Origin of the sequence: Methylobacterium amylolyticum (assembly GCF_030700245.1) — a bacterium.
In the GTDB taxonomy this organism is placed as follows: domain Bacteria; phylum Pseudomonadota; class Alphaproteobacteria; order Rhizobiales; family Beijerinckiaceae; genus Methylobacterium.
This window is the reverse complement of sequence record NZ_JAUYZI010000015.1, coordinates 70,149-88,292: the sequence shown is the minus strand read 5'-3', so window position 1 is coordinate 88,292 and position 18,144 is coordinate 70,149. Positions and strand designations below refer to the sequence as shown.

Here is an 18,144-nt window from a genome sequence, read left to right as displayed (position 1 = left end):
CGCCCGGCACTCGGCCTCACGCCTTGGCGGGCGCCGCCCCGGCGCCGGCCGCCAGCGCCTCGGCCTCGTCGTCCGCGCTCCTCAGCGGCGCGATCTCGCCGACGATGAACAGGTACGCGCAGGCGCCGACGATGCTGAGCGTGCCGGCCACCGCCAGCGGCACCACGAACGAGCCTTTGGTGATCGACACCATCACCCCCGTGAACGTGGTGAGCGCGATGCCGGCGAGGTTCGAGGCGAAGTTCTGGATGCCGGAGATCGAGGCGACGTGGGCCGGCGTCGGGGCGACGTCGCCGGGCAGCGTCCAGATGTTGGCGCCGGCGAACGCGAGACCCGAGTAGGAGATCGACAGCAGCGCCAGCGCCGCCGCGTCGCCGGGCACCAGCGGCGCGAAGGCCACCACCGAGGAGGACAGCAGGCCGCCGACGAGGCAGGTCTTGCGCGCGGCGGTGAGGCTCCAGCCGCCCTTGTAGAGCCGGTCGGACAGGTAGCCGCCGAGCCAGCCCGCCGGGATCGCGACGAGGCCGGGAAGCAGGCCGAGCGTCCCGAGCTTGGCGAGCGAGAAGCCGCGCGACTCGGTGAGATACGACGGGAACCACGTGGTGTAGAAGTAGATCACGAAGTTGAGGCAGAAGAAGCCGATCATCATGCCCCAGATCGTGCGGTACTTGAACAGCTCCGCGTAGCGGATCTTCTTCGCACCGGCCTTCACCGCATAGTCCGCTTCGAGGACGGCGAGCTGCTCGGGCGTCACCGCCGGGTGCCGCTTCGGGTCGCGGTAGACGACGTACCAGACCACCATCCAGACGAGGCCGATGACGCCGGTGACGAGGAAGGCCTCGCGCCAGCCGAAATTGGCGATGAGGAATGCGACCAGCGGCAGGGTCATCGCCGAGCCGACGCGGGAGCCCGAGGCCCAGATGCCGGTGGCGAGCCCGCGCTCCGAGCGGCGGAACCACAGGGAGGTGACCTTGGCGTTGACGGGATAGCAGAACGCCTCGCCGATCCCGAGCACCAGCCGGCAGGCGATCAGGGAAGTGACTCCGCCCGCGAAGGCGGTGGCGAGCGTGGCCACCGACATGATCAGCGTCGCCACCGTGTAGGTCAGCCGCGAGCCGAACCGGTCGATCAGCCAGCCGCCCGGGAGCTGCATCAGCACGTAGCTCCAGAAGAACGCCGACAGGATCAGGCCCATCAGCGCCGGGTCGATCCCGTATTCCTGGCGGATCATCGGCACGGCGACGCCGAGATTGGCCCGGTCGATGTAGTTGATGGCGACCGCGAGGAAGCACATCAGCACGATGAGCCAGCGCTGGCTCGGCAGCTTCACGGACGACGCGTCCATCATGGCGTCACGCTCCCCTTGTTTTTGGTTCAGGCGTCGGAGTCGGAAAAAATCTTGCCGGGGTTCATCCCGCCGCGCGGGTCGAGGACGCCCTTGATCGCGCGCATCAGGTCGAGTTCCAGCGGGTCGGTGACCCGGGCGAGCCGGCCGCGATTGGTGAGCCCGATGCCGTGCTCGGCGCTGATCGCGCCGCCCTGCAGGCGGGTCTCGTCGTCGACGATGCCGTTGATGGCGCCGGCCACCCGCTCGGCCTCGGCGGGGTCGGTCACGCGGGCGCGGTCGATCAGGGCGATGACGTGGATGTTGCCGTCGCCGATATGGCCGTGCATCACCACGCGGGCGTGCGGCACCGCCTCGACGATCCGGCGCTCGACGTTCTCGGCGAACGCCGCCTGCCGGTCGAGGGGTACGGCGCTGTCGTGCGAGACCACCATGCCGGAGCGCTTGTTGCCCTCCGAGACGCTGTGGCGGACCCGCCAGATCGCCTTGGCCTGCGCCTCGCTGGAGGCGAGAAGCGCGTCGGTGATCAGCCCCCGCTCCAGCGCCTCGCCGAGCGCGCCTTCGAGCGGCGTCGTCAGGTCGGTGCCCGCCAGCGTGTCGGTCAGCTCGATGATCAGGTACCAGGGCGCGTCGAGGGCGAAGGGCACCGCGGTGTCGGGCACCGTCGCCCGGATCGCCTCGATCTGGCCGCGGGACATGATCTCCAGCGAGCCGAGCCGGTCGCCGACATGGCCGCGCAGCAGCGCCATCACGTCGAGCGCCTGCTGGACGCCGTCGAGCATCACCAGGGCGGTCGCCGAGACGCGGGGCTTGGAGAAGATCTTCAGCACCGCGGCGGTGACGATGCCCAGCGTCCCCTCGGAGCCGATGAAGAGCTGCTTGAGGTCGTAGCCGGTGTTGTCCTTGCGCAGGGCGCGCAGGCCGTTGAACACGCGCCCGTCCGGCAGCACCGCCTCCAGGCCGAGAACCAACTCGCGGACGGGGCCGTAGCGCAGCACCGCGGTGCCGCCCGCGTTGGTGCCGATGTTGCCGCCGATCTGGCAGCTCCCCTCGGCGCCGAGGCTGAGGGGGAAGTAGCGGTCGGCGGCCTCGGCCGCGGCCTGGATCTCGGCGAGCACGCAGCCGGCCTCGACGGTGACCGTGTTGGCGAGCGGGCTCACCGCGCGGATCGCCCGCATCCGGTCGAGGCGGACGACGAGGTTGCGGCCGGGCTGCATCGGCGCCGCGCCCCCGCACAGGCCGGTGTTGCCGCCCTGGGGCACCACCGTGACGCCGTGCTCGGCCGCGAGCCGGACCACGGCCGAGACCTCCTTCGTGGAGCCCGGCTTCACCGCGGCGACCGCGTGGCCGTGGTAGCGCTCGCGCCAGTCGGTGACGTAGGGGGCGAGGTCGCCGTCCGGCCCGATCACGTGGCGGGCGCCGACGATGGCCGCGAGGCGCTCGGCGAAGGCGGCGTCGCTCATCCCTGGATCTCCCAAGGCGGGTCGAGCACCGCCTACTTGTTGTAAAGTTGTTAGGCGGGATACAGCCGATTCGGGGCGCGGGTCAAGCGGTGACGCGACGCGTTCGCGTGCGGAACGCCGAGGCGCCCGCGCAGCTCCGAGGTGCTATCGCCCGAGTGGGACCGCCGTGATGAGGCGCCAGGCGACGCCTTCGTAAAGCTGCCAGACCGTTCGTATGTGAGGTCTTCGCCCGTCAGGCGCGACGACGGGACCTTCACAGACGAGGCGCTTGCGACCCGCAACCTCGGTCAGGCGGGTCGTCAGGCCATGCGCCTCGCGTTGCGCGAGCAGGGCCTCGGCCAATTGCAGCGGCTGCGACGCGTTGAATCCGAACGCGAGGAAGTACCGGGCTTTCGGTCCCCCCTTCGGATGATCGAGGTTCAACAGGTACTGGACGATCTTGTCCTCGGGAACCTCGAACGGCGGTTCCCGGTCCCGACCGATCAAGGCACCGAGCGCCCGACTCGCTCGACCTGCGCGGCCGGGATCGTCGCAAGCGCCCCCATCGGCTCCGGAAATTCGACCTCGTAGGCCTCGCCCAATCCCCAGACGCCGACGACGGTCCCCTCGGTGCCGGCCGGGATCGTGTCGCCGTCGTCGGTCACCACATCCGCGAGCACGCGCACGTCGTCCAGTTCCCGGAATGCGCCTCCGGGCCCGTCCTTCCTGAGACGATATACCACCTCGACGGACATCACCGTACCTTGTCGCCTCGCCGCTTCCGGCGCAAGGCGCGGGATATCAACGCCCCTACAGCGACAGATCGAGCAACCGCCCCTCGAACAACCTGTCCCGGGAGGAGCGGACGTGCGCCGCCATCCGCGCCCGCGCCGCCTCCGGATCGCCGTCGCGGATGGCGAGGAAGATGCCCCGGTGCTCCTCCAGCACGCCGCGCAGGCCGGAATTCGGCCCGAGCAGGGCCAGCCCGTGGATCTTCATGCCCACCGCGATGTGCGATTGCAGGGCCCGCATCGAGGCCGCGTAGTAGTGGTTGTTGGCGGCCTCGGCGATCGCGTGGTGGAAGGCGAAGTCGGCGTCGTCGCGGTGCTGCTCCTGCCGGGTGGCGGTGTTCAGGAGTTCGAGGGCGGCGGCGATCCGCTCCAGCGCCGCGGCGTCGCGACGGGCGGCCGCGTGGAAGGCGGCTTCCGGCTCGATCGTCAGGCGGAACTCGTAGCAGCGCTGGATGTCGGCGATGCTCTCCACCGGCGCGAAGCCGAGGGCCGGCGCCGCCTCCCGCGGCTTGACGAAGCTGCCCGCGCCCTGCCGGGAGACGATGGCGCCCTCCTGCCGCAGGCGGTCGAGGGCGGCGCGCACCACCGGCCGCGACACGCCGAACCGGGTGGCGAGGTCGTTCTCGCTCGGCAGCCGGGCATTGGCGGCGTAGGTGCCGTCGCCGATGCCGGAGAGGATCGCCCGGTAGATGCCGTCCGCGCGCCCAGCCGGCCTGACCGGCGCGGGCGGCGCCTCCTCCGGGCGGGCGGGCAGGGCTGAGGGCATCGGGCGACTCCACGCGTTCGGCGCGGAGGAAGCGGCCTCCCGGTCAACGTGTCAACAACTTGTCACGCGCCGGGCTTGTCTCGGCAACTTGGCTACAAGTTGTCGAACAGCCCGCGCGCCGCGGGTGCGGTGTCCGCCCCACCGAGGGTCGCCCGCTCGCGCGCGAGCAGGTCGCGCTTGCGCGCCACGCCCCAGCGGTAGCCCGATAGGGCGCCGTCCGAGCGCACCACCCGGTGGCAGGGAATCGCCACGGCGAGCGCGTTGGCGCCGCAGGCGAGCGCGACGGCGCGGGAAGCGCCGGGCTCGCCGATCGCCCGGGCGATATCGGCGTAGCTCGCCGTCGAGCCCACGGGGATCTTGCGCAGCGCCGCCCAGACCCTTTGCTGGAACGCGGTGCCGCCGATGTCGAGCGGCAGGTCGTGGCCGTGCCCCGGCGCCTCGACGAGGCCGATCACCCGGGCCATCCACCCCTCGAAGGCGGGATCGCCGCCGGTCAGCTCGGCCTTCGGGAAGCGGTCCTGGAGGTCGCGGGTCAGGGCGTCGGGGTCGTCTCCGAGCAGGATCGCGCAGATCCCGGTCTGCGTGGCCGCCACGAGGATCGCGCCCAGCGCGCAGGCGCCGACGCCGAAGCGGATCCGGGCGCCCGCCCCGCCCCGGCGATAGGCGGCCGGGGCCATGCCGAGCCGCGCCGGGGCCTCGGCGTAGAAGCGGCTCGCCGCCCCGTAACCGGCCTCGTAGACCGCCTCGGTCACCGACCCGGCGCCGGAGAGCCCGTCCGCAACCCGCGCGGCCCGGCGCGCCGCCGCGTAGGCGCGGGGCGTCACCCCCGTGACGGCGCGGAAGACCCGGTGGAAGTGGAAGGCGCTTAGCCCCGCGGCCTTGGCCAGGGCGTCGAGGCCCGGCAGGGTCTCGGCCGCGTCGATCAGCCGGCAGGCGCGGGCGACCGCCTCCGCCCGCCGCTCGGCCAAGCCCGGCTCGTCCGGGCGGCAGCGGCGGCAGGGCCGGAAGCCCGCGGCCTCGGCCTCGGCGGGCCCGGCGTGGAAGCTGACGTTCTCGGGCTTGGCGGCGCGCGAGGGGCAGCTCGGGCGGCAGTACACGCCGGTGGTGCGCACCGCGTAGACGAACCGGCCGTCGGCGCGCGCGTCGCGGGCGGCGAGCGCCGCCCACCGCTCGGCGGTGACGGGGTCGTGGGGGGAAGCGGGCGACATGACTGCCCGATCATGCGGCCGGCTTCCGACGCTGGAAAGGGAGGTGGTGGAAACGGACATCTCAGAAAGGGGCATCTCGGAAAGGGGCATTTCGGAAAGGGGCATCTCAGAAGGGGACATGGCGGATCTCGCGTGAAGGCGTGACCGGGCGGAGCGCCCGTCTGATGTCGACCCTGCCCCGCCCCTGAAGCGCCCGCATCCCGCGCCTTGCTCCCGAATTCGTCCCGCGGGGTTCAGGACGCGGTAGACGCGCGGCGCTGGATCCGGCCCGCCGCCATCCGCTACGGACGGCCCGCAGCATCGGATCCCCAGCCTCGCGAGCACGCCATGACCTCCGGCATCCCCGACCACGTCCATGTCGGCAAGGACGGCTGGCTGTTCCTGAAGACCGGCACGAACGACGTGCTCGGCCAGTACGAGCGGCCCGAGGAGACGACCGAGCTGGTCTGGGCGTGGCGCAGCCTGATCCTCACCCGTGCGCGGCGCCTGCGCGCCATGGGCATCCCCTACCGGCACGTCGTCGCCCCGGACAAGCTGGTGATCTACGACAACCACCTCGACGGGATCCGCATCGCGCCCGACGCCTCGCCCGCCTACCGGCTGGTGCACAGCGAGCCGCGTCTCGGCCACCCGCTGCTGCGGGGTCCCCGCGCCCTCTGGGCGGACCGGCAGCGGCGCCGGCTGTGGCGGGAGACCTGCGTCGACCTCGTCGGACCGATGCGCGCCGCCCGCGACGCGGCCGAGCTCTACTGCCGCACCGACACCCACTGGACCTTCGCCGGCTGCCACCTCGCCTACGGCGCGCTCTGCGCCGCCTGCGGGGCACGGCCGGTCGCGGACCTGCCCGAGCGCCCGCACTACGCCAACGATCACGACGGCGATCTCGGCGGCGCCTTCGACCCGCCCCGCCGGGCGCCGTCGACCACCTACCTCGTGCAGCGGGACGCGGTGCGGAGCTACGCCAGCCCGATCGTGGCGGCACGGGAGCGGGCCGGCCTGCTCCACACCCTCCACGTCGGCGCCAACGTCGTCTACGAGAACGCGCGGGCGACCGACCCCCGCCGGGTGGTGCTGTTCGGCGATTCGTTCTCGCACGTCATGCCGTACATGCTGACGATCCAGCTCGCCGAGACCTTCCGGGAGCTGCACTTCGTCTGGAGCACGTCGCTCGACTGGTCGTATATCGAGCGGGTGCGGCCGGACTTGGTCCTGACGGAGGTGGCCGAGCGCTTCATGGCGCAGGTGCCCGACGACCGCTTCGATCTCGAAGCCTACGTGCAGTCTCGGTACGGCGCGGAACTCGCGCCGGGGTGAGACGCGCGCCGCGGCCGCTCACGCCTCCAGCTTGGCGACCAGCGCGTCGGACAGGGCGAAGTTGACGTAGACGTTCTGCACGTCGTCCTGGTCCTCGATCACCTCGATGAGGCGCACCAGCTTCTCGCCGGTCTCGTCGTCCACGTCGATGGTATCTCGCGCCTTCCAGATCAGGCCGGTGCGCGACGGCTCGCCGAAGCGGGCCTCCAGCGCCTTGGCGACCTCGCCGTACGCCTCCTGGGCGCAGAAGACCTCGTGGCCGCCCTCGTCGGAGCGCACGTCGTCGGCGCCGGCCTCGATCGCCGCCTCCAGCATCGCGTCGGCGTCGGCGACCTTGGCCGGGAAGGCGATGACGCCGACCCGGTCGAACATGAAGGCGACCGCGCCGGTCTCGGCCAGGGTGCCGCCGGACTTGGTGAAGGCCGAGCGCACGTCCGAGGCCGTGCGGTTGCGGTTGTCGGTCTGCGCCTCGACGATCAGCGCGGCGCCGCCGGGGCCGTAGCCCTCGTAGCGGATGTCCTCGTAGTTGTCGCCCTCGCCGCCGGCCGCCTTCTTGATGGCGCGCTCGATGTTGTCCTTGGGCATGTTCTCGGCCCGGGCCGCGATCACCGCCGCGCGCAGGCGCGGGTTCATCGCCGGGTCGGGCGTGCCGAGCTTGGCCGCCACCGTGATCTCGCGGGCGAGCTTGCCGAACACCTTCGAGCGGACCGCGTCCACCCGGCCCTTGCGGTGCATGATGTTCTTGAACTGCGAATGACCGGCCATTTGTTGCGACTTCTGGCATCGCGGCGAGGGAGGGCGCCAAGCCTCGGACACCGCGGGAATGGGACTGGCGTTTTCATAGACTGCGCCCCGCCGATGAGGCAACGCGCGCACGGCTTCGTCAGAGCGGGAAAGATCGGCCGTGACGGGCGTTGGGAGCGGGCCATTCAACCGCCGGAGCTGAGATGTCGGGCCGCGTTTCGAGAACGAGAACCGTGATGGTGGCGGGCGCCAGCGCCGGCGTCGGACGGGCGATCGCGCACGAATTCGCCCGCCACGGCTGGAACGTCGGCCTGATCGCCCGCGGCGAGGCCGGTCTCGCGGGGACGATCCGCGACGTGGAGCGGGCCGGCGGGCGGCCGATGGCCTTCTGCGCCGACGTGGCCGACGCCGACGCCGTGGCCCAGGCGGCGGACGAGCTCGCGGATCGGTTCGGCGGGATCGACGTGTGGGTCAACAACGCCATGGTGACGATCTACGCCCCCGTGCAGGAGACGAGCCCGGAGGAATTCCGGCGGGCGACCGAGGTGACCTATCTCGGCCAGGTCCACGGCACGCTGGCCGCCCTGCGGCACATGGTGCCGGCCGACCGGGGCACGATCGTGCATATCGGCTCGGCGCTGGCCTACCGCTCGATCCCGCTCCAGGCGAGCTACTGCGCCGCCAAGGCCGCGGTGCGCGGCTTCGTCGATTCCCTGCGCAGCGAGCTGCTGCACGACCGCAGCCGGGTGCGGCTGACGATGGTGCAGCTTCCCGCGGTCAACACCCCGCAATTCGACTGGGCGCGCTCGCGGCTGCCGCGCAAGCTGGAGCCGGTGCCGCCGATCTACCAGCCGGAGGCGATCGCCCGCCATGTCTACCGGGCGGCGCTCGACGCTCCGCGCGAGCTGTGGATCGGCGCCCCCGCCTGGAAGGCGATCCTCGGCACGATGCTGGTCCCGGGATGGATCGACGGCTACCTCGCCCGCCACGGCTACCGAGGGGAGATGACGGACGTGCAGGCCCAGAAGAACCGCCCCGACAACCTCTACGAGCCTGTGGACACCGATCCCGGTGCCCACGGCCGCTTCGACCGCCGGGCCCGGCCGTCGGTGGCCGCGGCCGATCCGCGCTGGCTGAAGTTCGGCATCGCCGCGGCGCTCGGGGTCGTCGCGGGCACGATGCTGTTCGCCACCGAGGCGCAGGGCCGGGCCGAGGGGCGGTCGGAAGGGCGGTCGGAAGGGCGCGCGGAGCGGCGTCGCCTCCGCCGGTAGGCTCACGCCCCCGCGTGCCAGCGCCTGAGGGCGTCGAGGCTCACGACGCCGCCGGGCCACGTCAGCCCGGCGAGGTGGCGGTGCGGGGCGCCCGGCTCGCCGAGGTCGGACACCGCGGAGAAGGCGCCGTCGAGGCTGTGGCCCGGCGTGTAGCGGCTGCGGGTGGCGAGCACCGGCAGCTCGGCGGCGCGGGCGGCACTGATCCCCGCGGCCGAGTCCTCGATCGCCACCGCCTCGTCCGGCCCCACCCCGAGCCGATCGAGCGCCAGCTCGAACACGTCGGCGGCGGGCTTCTTGCGCGTCGCCTCGTCGCCGGCGGCGATCACGTCGAACGGCCGTTCCCCGGCGGGATAGTTGACGGCGACCAGCCGCTCGACGTTCGGCGGGCTCGTGGTGGTCGCCACCGCGACCAGCACCCCCGCCGCCCGCGCCTCGGCGATCAGCCGCTTGATGCCCGGCCGCAGGGGCAGCGCGTCGGCGACGACGAGGTCGCCGTAGGCCTCGGTCTTGAGGGCGTGGATCTCGCCCGCGCGGGCGTGCAGCGCCTCGGCCTCGCCCGCGTGGCGGGTGTCGATGTAGTGGGCGAGCCGCTCCTTGCCGCCCATGACGCTCAGGAGGTCGGCGTAGAGCGCCTCGTCCCAGGTCCAGGGCAGGCCGAGAGCCGCGAAGGCCCGGTTGAAGGCGCGCCGGTGCAGGTCCTCGGTCTCGGCGAGCGTCCCGTCGACGTCGAAGATCAGCGCCCTCAGCACGCGAGGCTGCGGCCGGAGGCGCCCTCCGCGCCCGCGCGGATCGCGGCGATGCGCTCGGCATACGCGGCGGGACCGCCCGCGAACACCGCGTTGCCGGCCACGAAGGCGTCGGCCCCGGCGCGGCTCGCGAGCGCGACCGTCTCCGCGTCGATGCCGCCGTCGACCTCCAGGCGGATGTCGCGCCCGGCGATCATCGCCCGCACCCGCGCCACCGTCTCCAGGGCGCTCTTCAGGAAGCTCTGGCCGCCGAAGCCCGGATTGACGGTCATCACCAGCACGAGGTCGGCGATCTCCAAGAGGGGCTCGACCGCCGCCGCGGGCGTGCCGGGATTGACCGCGACGCCAGCGCGCTTGCCGAGATCGCGGATCGTCTGGAGGGAGCGGTGGATGTGGGGCCCGGCCTCGGCGTGGACGGTGATGCCGTCCGCCCCGGCCTCGGCGAAGGCGGCGAGGTAGGGATCGGCCGGGGCGATCATCAGGTGCACGTCGAAGAACTTCTGGGTGTGGGGACGCAGGGCCTTCACCACCGGCGGGCCGAAGGTGATGTTGGGCACGAAATGCCCGTCCATCACGTCGAGATGGATCCAGTCGGCCCCGGCGGCGTCGACGGCGCGGGTCTCCTCCGCGAGCTTCGAGAAGTCGGCGGAGAGGATCGAGGGGGCGATGACGGGTGGAAGCATCATGGAAGCTTTCGAAGCCGGATCGGCTCTGGAGGTTGCGAAGGAATCGGTGATCCCACCAAACTCCTCATCCTGAGGTGCCGGAGCGCAGCGGAGGCCTCGAAGGAGCCCTCCAGCCGGCCGCGCGATCCCTGGAGGGCTCCTTCGAGGCCCGCTGACGCGGGCACCTCAGGATGAGGGGGTGGGTGGGGACATCCGTCCTTTCAAGTGGGCGGGTGGCGATCCATTAGGCGAGCCGCCGCCGCCGCTCGACGAGCTGCATGATGATCGGCGTCAGGATGAGCTGCATCGCCAGATCGAGCTTGCCGCCCGGGATGACGATGGAGTTGGCCCGGCTCATGAACGAGTCGTGGATCATCGAGACGAGGTAGGAGAAGTCGATCCCCTTCGGGTCCTTGAAGCGGATCACCACCAGCGATTCGTCGGCGGTGGGAATCCAGCGGGCGATGAACGGGTTCGAGGTGTCCACCGTCGGCACGCGCTGGAAGTTGATGTCGGTCCACGAGAATTGCGGGCAGATGGTCTGCACGTAGTCGGGCATCCGCCGCAGGATCACGTCGGTGACGGCTTCCGTGGAGTAGCCGCGGAATGAGCGGTCCCGGTGCAGCTTCTGGATCCATTCGAGGTTGATCACCGGCACGACGCCGATCTTGAGGTCGGGGTAGCGGGCGATGTCGACCTGCTCGTTCACGACGCAGCCGTGCAGGCCCTCGTAGAACAGCAGGTCCGAGCCCGCGGGGAAGTCCTCCCAGGCCGAGAACGTCCCCTCCGCCGTGCCGTAGAGCCGCGCGTCGTGGGCATCGTGGGCGTAGTGCCGGGTGCGGCCGGCGCCCGCCTCGCCGTAGCTGCGGAACACCGCCTCCAGCTCCGGCAGCAGGTTGGCGTGGGGCGCGAAGTGCGACAGCGTCGGCTCGCGGGCCATCATCGCCCGCATCGTGTCCCGGTCGAAGGCGTGGAAGCCGTCGCCCTCGATGTAAACCGCCGACACGCTCTCGCGCCGGAAGATCTGCTCGAAGGTGTTGCGCACCGAGGTGGTGCCGGCCCCCGAGGAGCCGGTCACCGAGATGATGGGATGCCGAACCGACATGCTCGCGACCGGTGAGGCGCCCTAGGAGCGCATCAGGCCGCGCTGGCCGAACAGCGGCGAGCGGCCGGCATCGGGCTTGCCGCCGCCGTGATAGGCGGCGACGCAGGCCACCTCCTCCCGGGAGCCGCACACCAGCGGCGACCGGTCGTGGGCGCCGGCGGCGACCACGTCGAGGATGCGAGCCTCGCCGTCGGTCGCCGCGCCGCCGGCCTGCTCGATCAGCAGGGCGATGGGGGCGGCCTCGTAGAGCAGGCGCAGGCGGCCGCGGCTGTAGCCCTTGCGGCTGTCGCCGGGGTAGAGGAACACGCCGCCGCGGGTGAGCACCCGCTGGATGTCGGCCACCATCGAGCCGAGCCAGCGCATGTTGAAGTCCTTGTCGCGCGGCCCCTCCGTGCCGCGCAGGCAGTCCTCGACATAGGCCTTGATCGGGCCGTCCCAGTGCCGGACGTTCGAGGCGTTGATCGCGTATTCCTTGGCCGTTTCCGGCACGCGCATCGCCGCGTTCGTCAGGCGGAAGGCGCCCGCCGCCCGGTCGAGGACAAAGCTCTGGGTCCCCTCCCCCAGGGTCACGATCAGGGCGGTGGCCGGGCCGTAGCTGACGAAGCCCGCCGCGACCTGATCCTTGCCGGGGGTGCGGAAGCTCGCGGCGTGGTCGTCGCCGGGCACCGCCGGGCGGATGCCGAACACGGTGCCGACCGCCATGTTGACGCCGATGTTCGACGAGCCGTCGAGCGGGTCGATCGCCACGGCCAGCGGCGCTCCGGCGTCGAGCACCATCACCGCGTCGGCCTCCTCCGAGGCGACGAAGGCGACGGGGGCGCCGCGCAGGGCCTCGGTGACCCGCTCGTGGGCGATCACGTCCAGCGCCTTCTGGACGTCGCCGTCGCTGTTGGTCTCGCCGGTGGCCGCGAGGTCGCCGCCGAGCGCGCCGCGGCCGATCACCTCGCTGATGTCCACCGCCGCCGCGGCGATGGCCGCGATCGTGGCCGCGGCGTCCTTCAGCGCCGGCCGCGCCGCCACCGCCTCGGAGAGATAGACGTCGAGGGGGGTTCCGACCGCTACCGTCGCCATCGTCCCGTCCTTCCTTCTGGATTGCGTATCCGTGCCGGGTCTGTAGCGGCGCCCGCGCCCTCCGCATAGCCGCCCGCGGGCCCGGATCGACAGGAAGCCTGAGCCGAGCCTCGCACGAAAGCCCGGCCGCGGCGCGCTTGACCGATCCGCGATGCATCTGGCTCTTCTTGCGGCAGAGCCGGAAAGAAACGAGAAGCGGCCCATGCGCAACCTCTCCCTCAAGCAGCTCCAGGCTGTGGCGGCGGTGGCCCGGCTCGGCACCATGACCCGCGCCGCGCAGGAACTGAACGTCACCTCCGCCGCCCTCTACGCCCGCATCCGGCAGTTGGAGGAGGAGGCGGGCCTGCTGCTGTTCGACCGCACGCCGGGGGGCCTCAAGCCCACCGACGCGGGCCGCGAGATGCTTTGGGCGATCGACAGCATCAACACGATCCTCGAGACCTGCACCGACCGGCTGCGCTCCCTGCGCGGCATCGGGGGCGGGCGCGTGGCGCTCGGCGTCGTCTCCACCGCCAAGTACTTCGCGCCCCACGTGATCGCCGGCTTCGTGAAGAAGCATCCCGGCGTCGAGATCAGCCTGTCGGTGCGCAACCGCGGCCAGACGGTCGAGGCGCTGCGCAGCTACGAGATCGACTTCGCGCTGATGGGCCGCCCGCCCCGCGACTTCCCGATCGAGGCCGAGACCTTCGGGCCGCACCCGCTGGTGCTGGTGGCCGCCCCCGACCACCGCCTCGCCGGCCGGCGCGGGATCGACCGCTCGGAACTCACCGACGAGCCGTTCTTCATGCGCGAGGAGGGCTCGGGCACCCGCACCGTGTTCGAGGAGTTCATGAGCGGCGTGCTGGTGAAGCGGGCCCCGCTCGACATCGACACCGGCTCGAACGAGACGATCAAGCAGGGGGTGATGGCCGGTCTCGGCATCGCCCTGCTCTCGGTCCACGCGGTCGCCGCGGAGATCGAGAACGGCCGCCTCGCCCTCCTCGACGTGGAGGGCCTGCCGATCCGGCGCGACTGGTACGCGGTGCGCCGGGCCGACAAGGTGCTCGGGCCGGCGGCCTCCGCCGTGTGGACCTACCTGATGAGCGAGGGCGCGCGGGTGCTGCCGGGCGTCGACATCGCCCGGTCGGCCGCCGGCTCCCGGATCGCGAGGATCGAGCGGTGAGCGCGGGCGTCGTCGTCGTCGGCGCCGGCCAGGCGGGGTTCCAGCTCGCCGCCTCCCTGCGCGAGGGCGGCTTTCCCGGGCCAGTGACCCTGGTCGGCGACGAAGGCGCCCTGCCCTACCAGCGCCCGCCGCTGTCCAAGGCCTACCTCGCCGGCAAGACCGATGCGGAGGGCCTCGCCCTGCGCCCGCCCGCGTTCTTCGCCGAGCACGGCATCGCCCACCGGCCGGAGATCCGCGCGGTCGGGATCGACCGGGACGCGCGGCGCCTGTACCTCGGCGACGGCACGGCGCTGCCCTACGATCACCTCGCGCTCGCGACCGGATCCCGCAACCGGCCGCTGCCGGTGCCCGGCGCCGACCTCGCGGGCGTGCGCCAGCTCCGCGGGCTCGCCGACGCCGACGCGCTCAAGGCCGCGCTGACCGATGCGCGCGCGGTCGCGGTGGTCGGGGCGGGCTTCATCGGCCTCGAATTCGCGGCGGTGGCTGCCGCCCGCGGCGTGGCGGTGACGGTGGTGGAGGCCGCCGACCGGCCGATGGCCCGGGCCGTCTCGCCGGAGACCGCCGCCTTCTTCCGCGCCGCGCAGGAAGGGATGGGGGTGCGCTTCCTGTTCGCGGCCGGCGTCGCCGAGATCCTCGGCCGCGACGGGCGCGCGGTCGGCCTCGGCCTCGCGGACGGCCGGGAGATCCCCGCGGATCTCGTCCTCGTCGGCATCGGCGTGCTGCCAAACCAGGAGCTGGCCGAGGCGGCCGGCCTGACCGTGGGCGACGGGATCCGGGTCGATGCCCTCCTCGCCACCGCGGACCCGGCGATCTCGGCGATCGGCGACTGCGCCCGCTTCCCGAGCCCGTTCGCCCGCGGCCTGTCGCCCGACGGGCACGTGCGGATCGAGTCGGTGCAGAACGCCATCGACCAGGGCCGCTGCCTCGCCGCCCGGCTCAACGGCCGGCCCGCCGCCTACGGGGCACTGCCGTGGTTCTGGAGCGACCAGGGCCCGCACAAGCTCCAGATCGCCGGGCTCTCCGCCCCCGAGGACGCGCGGGTGGTGCGGGGCGATGGCAGCGCCTTCTCGGTGTTCCGGTTCCGCGACGGGCGGCTGAGCGCGGTCGAGTCGGTCGACCGGGCCGGCGACCACATGATCGCCCGGCGGCTGCTCGCGTCCGGCCCGCCGCTCACCCCCGAGCAGGCGGGTGATCCGGGCTTCGACCTCAAGGGGCTGGCGATGCGGCGGGGCTGACCGGCCGGTTGAGGAGCAGGCTGGTGGCGATGCCGAGCGCGAGCACCGTCGCCGCGCAGGCCGCGAGCGCGCCGAACTGCCCCAGCGCCAGCAGCGCCTGGCCGATCACCACCACGCCGAGCGCCTGACCGCAGAAGAACGAGAAAGCGTGCAGCGCCACCGCGGAGGCGCGGGCGCCGGGCGCCACCTCGGTCACCTGCGTCTGGTAGGTGTTGTGCAGCATGTAGAAGCCGAGCCCCATCAGGGTCAGCGCGGCGCAATCCGCCTGCCACGAGCCGGCGAGGCCGACGACGAGGAGGGCCGCCGCGCACAGCGTGCCGCCGACCACGAGCATCCGCGGCCAGCCGAGGAACCGCACCAGCAGGGCGACGAGGCCGGAATAGGCGATGCCGCCGATCGCGAAGCCGGCGATGACCAGCCCCGCCTCCCGGGCGCCGCCCTCGCCGCGGGCCTCGATCAGCGGTGCGAGGTGCGGGAAGACGCCGAACACGCAGATGCCCTCGACGAACACGGCCGCGAACAGCACCCGCGCCCGGGGATTGTCGAGGATGGCGCGGTAGCGCGTGACAGCCTGTCCGAAGGCGGGACGGCGGGCGGGGGCGCGGCCGGTCCGGTCGAAGCCGACCAGCGTCGCCGCGCAGGCGAGGCCGGCCACCGCGCCGGTGGCGGCGAAGACCCCGCGCCAGCCGATGACGCCCTCGATCAGCCCGGCGAAGGTCGAGCCCGAGAGCTGGCCGAGGATCACCGCCACGAGGAACCGGCCGATCGCCACCTGACGGTCCGCCATCGGCACCCGGTCGCCGAGCAGCGCCAGGGCGAGCGGGATGACGCCGCCGGCCGCGGCGCCGGCCAGCATCCGCAATCCGAACAGCGCCCCGACGCTCGGGGCGAGGCCGCACAGGAGCAGCGCCGCGCACAGCACCGCGAGGCAGGCGCCGATCACCCGCTCCTTGCCCAGCGCGTCGCCCACGGGCCCCAGCACCGGCTGGATCAGCGCGTAGGGCAGCGCGAAGGCGGTCGAGAGCAGCGCCACGGTGTGGGTGTCGCTGGCGAGATCGCGGGCGAGCACGCCGACCAGCGGCTCGGCCGAGCGCAGGGCGACGGTGCTGCCGAAGCCGGCGCAGGCGAGCACGACGATCAGCCGGCGGATCGCGGGGTCCGGCGCGGGTTTGACTGCGGGCATCGGGCGATTCAGGGGGCGGACGGGCGGGATGCGCTCCCGGCGCATCGCACGTCACACGTCCCGCGCGAACCCCCCAACGGTCACGAGGCCGCCCGGTTGTCGCCGGGCCCCGTCACTCGGCCGCCGCGCGCGTCTCGGCGCTCCGGATCGCGGCGTCGAGGAAGGCGTGCGCCTCGGAGCGGCGCTCGAAGATGTGCGGGGCCAGCCCGCGCCGGTTCAGCGCCTCCTGCATCTTCAGGCGCAGGAAGGCGCTGGTCGCGTACCGGGTGCTCGTCAGGTAGTGGTACGCGCTCATGTACTCGATCATCTCGGCGTAGTCGTCGTACAGGTTCTCGCCGATGCGGAACCCGTCGTGGTTGACGATCGAGTTCACGCGCTGACCGGCCTTGAGGCAGGCGGTCTCCAGCACCTGCCGCAGGGCGTCGATGTCGCCCTTCGAGCGGACCTGCCAGCCCTCCAGGTTCACGAACAGCAGGTTGCGCTCCTTGTCGTAGCTCACCCGCTCGTGGAGGTTGAGGTTGAGGATGTCGGCCAGGAGCTCCATCGGCTGGTCGGCGAAGATCCGCCGGTCCATGAGGATCGGGTTCTCGATCACCGGCATGAAGTCCATGTGGGCGAGGATGTCGCGGCCGATATCGATGCCGGGCGCCACCTCGATCAGCTCCATGCCGGCCTGCGTCAGGTTGAAGACGCAGCGCTCGGTCACGTAGAGCACCGGCTGGCGGCGCTCCTTGGCGTAGGGGCCGCTGAAGGTGTTCTGCTCCACCCCCGCCATGAACTTGCGCGCGCGGCCCTCCTTGAGGATGCGGAGTTTGCCGTCCTCGATCCGCGTCTCCAGACCGCCGCTGGTGAACGTGCCGGCGAACACGACCTTGCGGGCGTTCTGCGAGATGTTGATGAAGCCGCCGCAGCCGTTGAGGCGGCCGCCGAACCGGCTGGTGTTGACATTGCCGGCCTCGTCGCACTCGGCCATGCCGAGACAGGTCATGTCGAGGCCGCCGCCGTCGTAGAAGTCGAACATCTGGTTCTGGTCGATGATGCAGTCGGCGTTGGTCGCCGCGCCGAAGCTCGACCCCGAGGCCAGCACGCCGCCGACCGCGCCCGCCTCCGTCGTCAGGGTGATGTAGGGGGTGGCGCCCTCCTCGTTGGCGACCGCCGAGATGCCCTCCGGCGCCCCGACGCCGAGGTTGACCACGCCGTTCGGCGGCAATTCGAAGGCGGCGCGCCGGGCGATGACCTTGCGCGCGTCGAGCGGCATCTTGCGCAGGCCGCCCACGGGGATGCGGACCTCGCCGGCGAGGGCGGGGTCGTGCTGCACCCCGTAGTTCATCCGGTGGTGCTCGGGTTCGGCCACCACGACGCAGTCGACCAGGATGCCCGGCACCCGCACGTCCTTGGGCTTGATCGAGCCCTGCTCCACCACCCGCTCGACCTGGGCGATGACGATGCCGCCGTTGTTGCGGGCGGCGGTGGCCTGGGCGAGGTTGTCCAGCGTCAGCGCCTCCTTCGACATGCACAGGTTGCCCGCCGGGTCGGCGCAGGTGCCGCGGATCAGCGCCACGTCGATCTTCGTGGCCCGGTAGAACAGCCACTCCTCGCCGTCGACCTCGACCACCTTGACGATCTCGTCCTGGGTCAGGGTGTTGACCCGCCCCCCGCCGTGGCGCGGATCGACGTAGGTGTGCAGCCCGACCTTGGTGAACAGGCCGGGCTGGCCCGCGGCGCAGGCGCGGTAGAGCTGGGAGATCACCCCCTGGGGCAGGTTGTAGCCCCGGATCCGGTTCTCCTGGGCCGCCTTGGCGACCTTCGGCATCCGGCCGAAATTGGCGGCGATGACGCGGCCGAGCATCCCCTCGTGGTGGAAGCGGCCGGTGCCCAGCCCTTTGCTGTCGCCCGCCCCGGCGGTCATGATCAGGGTCAGGTTCCCGGGCTTGCCGGTCTCGACGAACCGCCGCTCCAGGGCGGCGTGGAGCGCCTCCGGGATGCAGCTCTGGACGAAGCCCGTGGTGGTGACCACGTCGTCGGGCCGGATGAGCGCGACCGCCTCGTCGGCGGTGACGATCTTGTTCTGCCGCACGCTGCATCTCCTCCGGCCG

General features: G+C 72.3%; 17 protein-coding genes. 4 read left to right on the top strand and 13 right to left on the bottom strand.

All coding sequences use genetic code 11. The annotated features are described in order from the left end of the window. Positions 1–16: 16 nt before the first annotated feature. The 6 genes from Q8W71_RS12890 to ada form a co-directional block, all read right to left on the bottom strand. Entirely contained in the window at positions 17–1,348 is a 1,332-nt protein-coding gene (locus Q8W71_RS12890; RefSeq protein WP_305525775.1) for an MFS transporter, read from the bottom strand. A gap of 26 nt (positions 1,349–1,374) precedes the next feature. Next, positions 1,375–2,808, bottom strand: coding sequence for an FAD-binding oxidoreductase (locus tag Q8W71_RS12885; protein WP_305525774.1), 1,434 nt, complete (start codon positions 2,806–2,808; stop codon positions 1,375–1,377). Positions 2,809–2,952: 144 nt separating this feature from the next. Continuing rightward, a complete protein-coding gene (locus tag Q8W71_RS12880) occupies positions 2,953–3,294 on the bottom strand; it encodes a DUF6883 domain-containing protein (RefSeq protein ID WP_305525773.1) in 342 nt (113 codons plus the stop codon). Next, positions 3,291–3,542: a DUF4926 domain-containing protein gene (locus Q8W71_RS12875; RefSeq protein ID WP_305525772.1), complete on the bottom strand. Its 252-nt coding sequence runs from the start codon at positions 3,540–3,542 to the stop codon at positions 3,291–3,293. Before Q8W71_RS12875 ends, Q8W71_RS12880 begins: the two co-directional genes overlap by 4 nt. A gap of 55 nt (positions 3,543–3,597) precedes the next feature. Further along, positions 3,598–4,344, bottom strand: coding sequence for a FadR/GntR family transcriptional regulator (locus Q8W71_RS12870; RefSeq protein WP_305525771.1), 747 nt, complete (start codon positions 4,342–4,344; stop codon positions 3,598–3,600). Between the two features lie 92 nt (positions 4,345–4,436). Next, entirely contained in the window at positions 4,437–5,552 is a 1,116-nt protein-coding gene (ada, locus tag Q8W71_RS12865; protein ID WP_305525770.1) for a bifunctional DNA-binding transcriptional regulator/O6-methylguanine-DNA methyltransferase Ada, read from the bottom strand. Positions 5,553–5,879: 327 nt separating this feature from the next. On the opposite strand from ada, the gene Q8W71_RS12860 reads away from it, so the two are divergent. After that, positions 5,880–6,866 carry an alginate O-acetyltransferase AlgX-related protein gene (locus Q8W71_RS12860; protein ID WP_305525769.1) on the top strand — a complete coding sequence of 329 codons (987 nt, stop codon included), beginning with the start codon at positions 5,880–5,882 and terminating at the stop codon, positions 6,864–6,866. 18 nt (positions 6,867–6,884) lie between these two features. Here Q8W71_RS12860 and Q8W71_RS12855 read toward each other — a convergent pair whose 3' ends face one another. Continuing rightward, the gene (locus Q8W71_RS12855; RefSeq protein ID WP_305525768.1) at positions 6,885–7,631 is read right to left on the bottom strand and encodes a YebC/PmpR family DNA-binding transcriptional regulator; all 747 of its coding nucleotides are present in this window, start codon (positions 7,629–7,631) and stop codon (positions 6,885–6,887) included. Between the two features lie 182 nt (positions 7,632–7,813). Here Q8W71_RS12855 and Q8W71_RS12850 point away from each other — a divergent pair, with 182 nt between their 5' ends. Further along, positions 7,814–8,881 carry an SDR family oxidoreductase gene (locus Q8W71_RS12850; RefSeq protein ID WP_305525767.1) on the top strand — a complete coding sequence of 356 codons (1,068 nt, stop codon included), beginning with the start codon at positions 7,814–7,816 and terminating at the stop codon, positions 8,879–8,881. A gap of 2 nt (positions 8,882–8,883) precedes the next feature. On the opposite strand, the gene Q8W71_RS12845 is transcribed toward Q8W71_RS12850, so the two are convergent. The 4 genes from Q8W71_RS12845 to Q8W71_RS12830 all read right to left on the bottom strand — a co-directional run bounded on the left by Q8W71_RS12845 (position 8,884) and on the right by Q8W71_RS12830 (position 12,468). Continuing rightward, positions 8,884–9,630, bottom strand: coding sequence for an HAD-IA family hydrolase (locus Q8W71_RS12845; protein ID WP_305525766.1), 747 nt, complete (start codon positions 9,628–9,630; stop codon positions 8,884–8,886). After that, on the bottom strand, positions 9,624–10,310 hold the full coding sequence (gene rpe, locus Q8W71_RS12840; RefSeq protein ID WP_305525809.1) for a ribulose-phosphate 3-epimerase: 687 nt from the start codon (positions 10,308–10,310) through the stop codon (positions 9,624–9,626). Before rpe ends, Q8W71_RS12845 begins: the two co-directional genes overlap by 7 nt. Positions 10,311–10,536: 226 nt before the next feature. After that, positions 10,537–11,397 (bottom strand): phosphoribulokinase, encoded by an 861-nt coding sequence (locus tag Q8W71_RS12835; protein ID WP_305525765.1) that lies wholly within the window; start codon positions 11,395–11,397, stop codon positions 10,537–10,539. Between the two features lie 21 nt (positions 11,398–11,418). Then, positions 11,419–12,468 (bottom strand): class 1 fructose-bisphosphatase, encoded by a 1,050-nt coding sequence (locus tag Q8W71_RS12830; RefSeq protein WP_305525764.1) that lies wholly within the window; start codon positions 12,466–12,468, stop codon positions 11,419–11,421. A gap of 202 nt (positions 12,469–12,670) precedes the next feature. Between Q8W71_RS12830 and Q8W71_RS12825 the strand changes: the two genes are divergently transcribed. Further along, a complete protein-coding gene (locus Q8W71_RS12825; protein WP_305525763.1) occupies positions 12,671–13,630 on the top strand; it encodes a LysR family transcriptional regulator in 960 nt (319 codons plus the stop codon). Continuing rightward, entirely contained in the window at positions 13,627–14,865 is a 1,239-nt protein-coding gene (locus tag Q8W71_RS12820) for an NAD(P)/FAD-dependent oxidoreductase (protein ID WP_305525762.1), read from the top strand. The genes Q8W71_RS12825 and Q8W71_RS12820 overlap by 4 nt, the downstream gene beginning before the upstream one ends. Here the strand turns inward: Q8W71_RS12820 and Q8W71_RS12815 are convergent. Beyond that, complete coding sequence (locus tag Q8W71_RS12815) at positions 14,837–16,048, bottom strand: MFS transporter (RefSeq protein ID WP_305525761.1); 1,212 nt, start codon at positions 16,046–16,048, stop codon at positions 14,837–14,839. The genes Q8W71_RS12820 and Q8W71_RS12815 overlap by 29 nt on opposite strands. Before the next feature lie 112 nt (positions 16,049–16,160). Beyond that, entirely contained in the window at positions 16,161–18,125 is a 1,965-nt protein-coding gene (locus Q8W71_RS12810) for an acyl CoA:acetate/3-ketoacid CoA transferase (protein ID WP_305525760.1), read from the bottom strand. Positions 18,126–18,144 lie beyond the last annotated feature (19 nt).

Coding starts and splice junctions, on each gene's coding strand:
- ada (WP_305525770.1), bottom strand. CDS start 5,552: ATGTCGCCCGCTTCCCCCCACGACCCCGTCACCGCCGAGCGGTGGGCG.
- Q8W71_RS12890 (WP_305525775.1), bottom strand. CDS start 1,348: ATGATGGACGCGTCGTCCGTGAAGCTGCCGAGCCAGCGCTGGCTCATC.
- Q8W71_RS12860 (WP_305525769.1), top strand. CDS start 5,880: ATGACCTCCGGCATCCCCGACCACGTCCATGTCGGCAAGGACGGCTGG.
- Q8W71_RS12885 (WP_305525774.1), bottom strand. CDS start 2,808: ATGAGCGACGCCGCCTTCGCCGAGCGCCTCGCGGCCATCGTCGGCGCC.
- Q8W71_RS12855 (WP_305525768.1), bottom strand. CDS start 7,631: ATGGCCGGTCATTCGCAGTTCAAGAACATCATGCACCGCAAGGGCCGG.
- Q8W71_RS12850 (WP_305525767.1), top strand. CDS start 7,814: ATGTCGGGCCGCGTTTCGAGAACGAGAACCGTGATGGTGGCGGGCGCC.
- Q8W71_RS12875 (WP_305525772.1), bottom strand. CDS start 3,542: ATGTCCGTCGAGGTGGTATATCGTCTCAGGAAGGACGGGCCCGGAGGC.
- Q8W71_RS12830 (WP_305525764.1), bottom strand. CDS start 12,468: ATGGCGACGGTAGCGGTCGGAACCCCCCTCGACGTCTATCTCTCCGAG.
- Q8W71_RS12835 (WP_305525765.1), bottom strand. CDS start 11,397: ATGTCGGTTCGGCATCCCATCATCTCGGTGACCGGCTCCTCGGGGGCC.
- rpe (WP_305525809.1), bottom strand. CDS start 10,310: ATGCTTCCACCCGTCATCGCCCCCTCGATCCTCTCCGCCGACTTCTCG.
- Q8W71_RS12870 (WP_305525771.1), bottom strand. CDS start 4,344: ATGCCCTCAGCCCTGCCCGCCCGCCCGGAGGAGGCGCCGCCCGCGCCG.
- Q8W71_RS12825 (WP_305525763.1), top strand. CDS start 12,671: ATGCGCAACCTCTCCCTCAAGCAGCTCCAGGCTGTGGCGGCGGTGGCC.
- Q8W71_RS12815 (WP_305525761.1), bottom strand. CDS start 16,048: ATGCCCGCAGTCAAACCCGCGCCGGACCCCGCGATCCGCCGGCTGATC.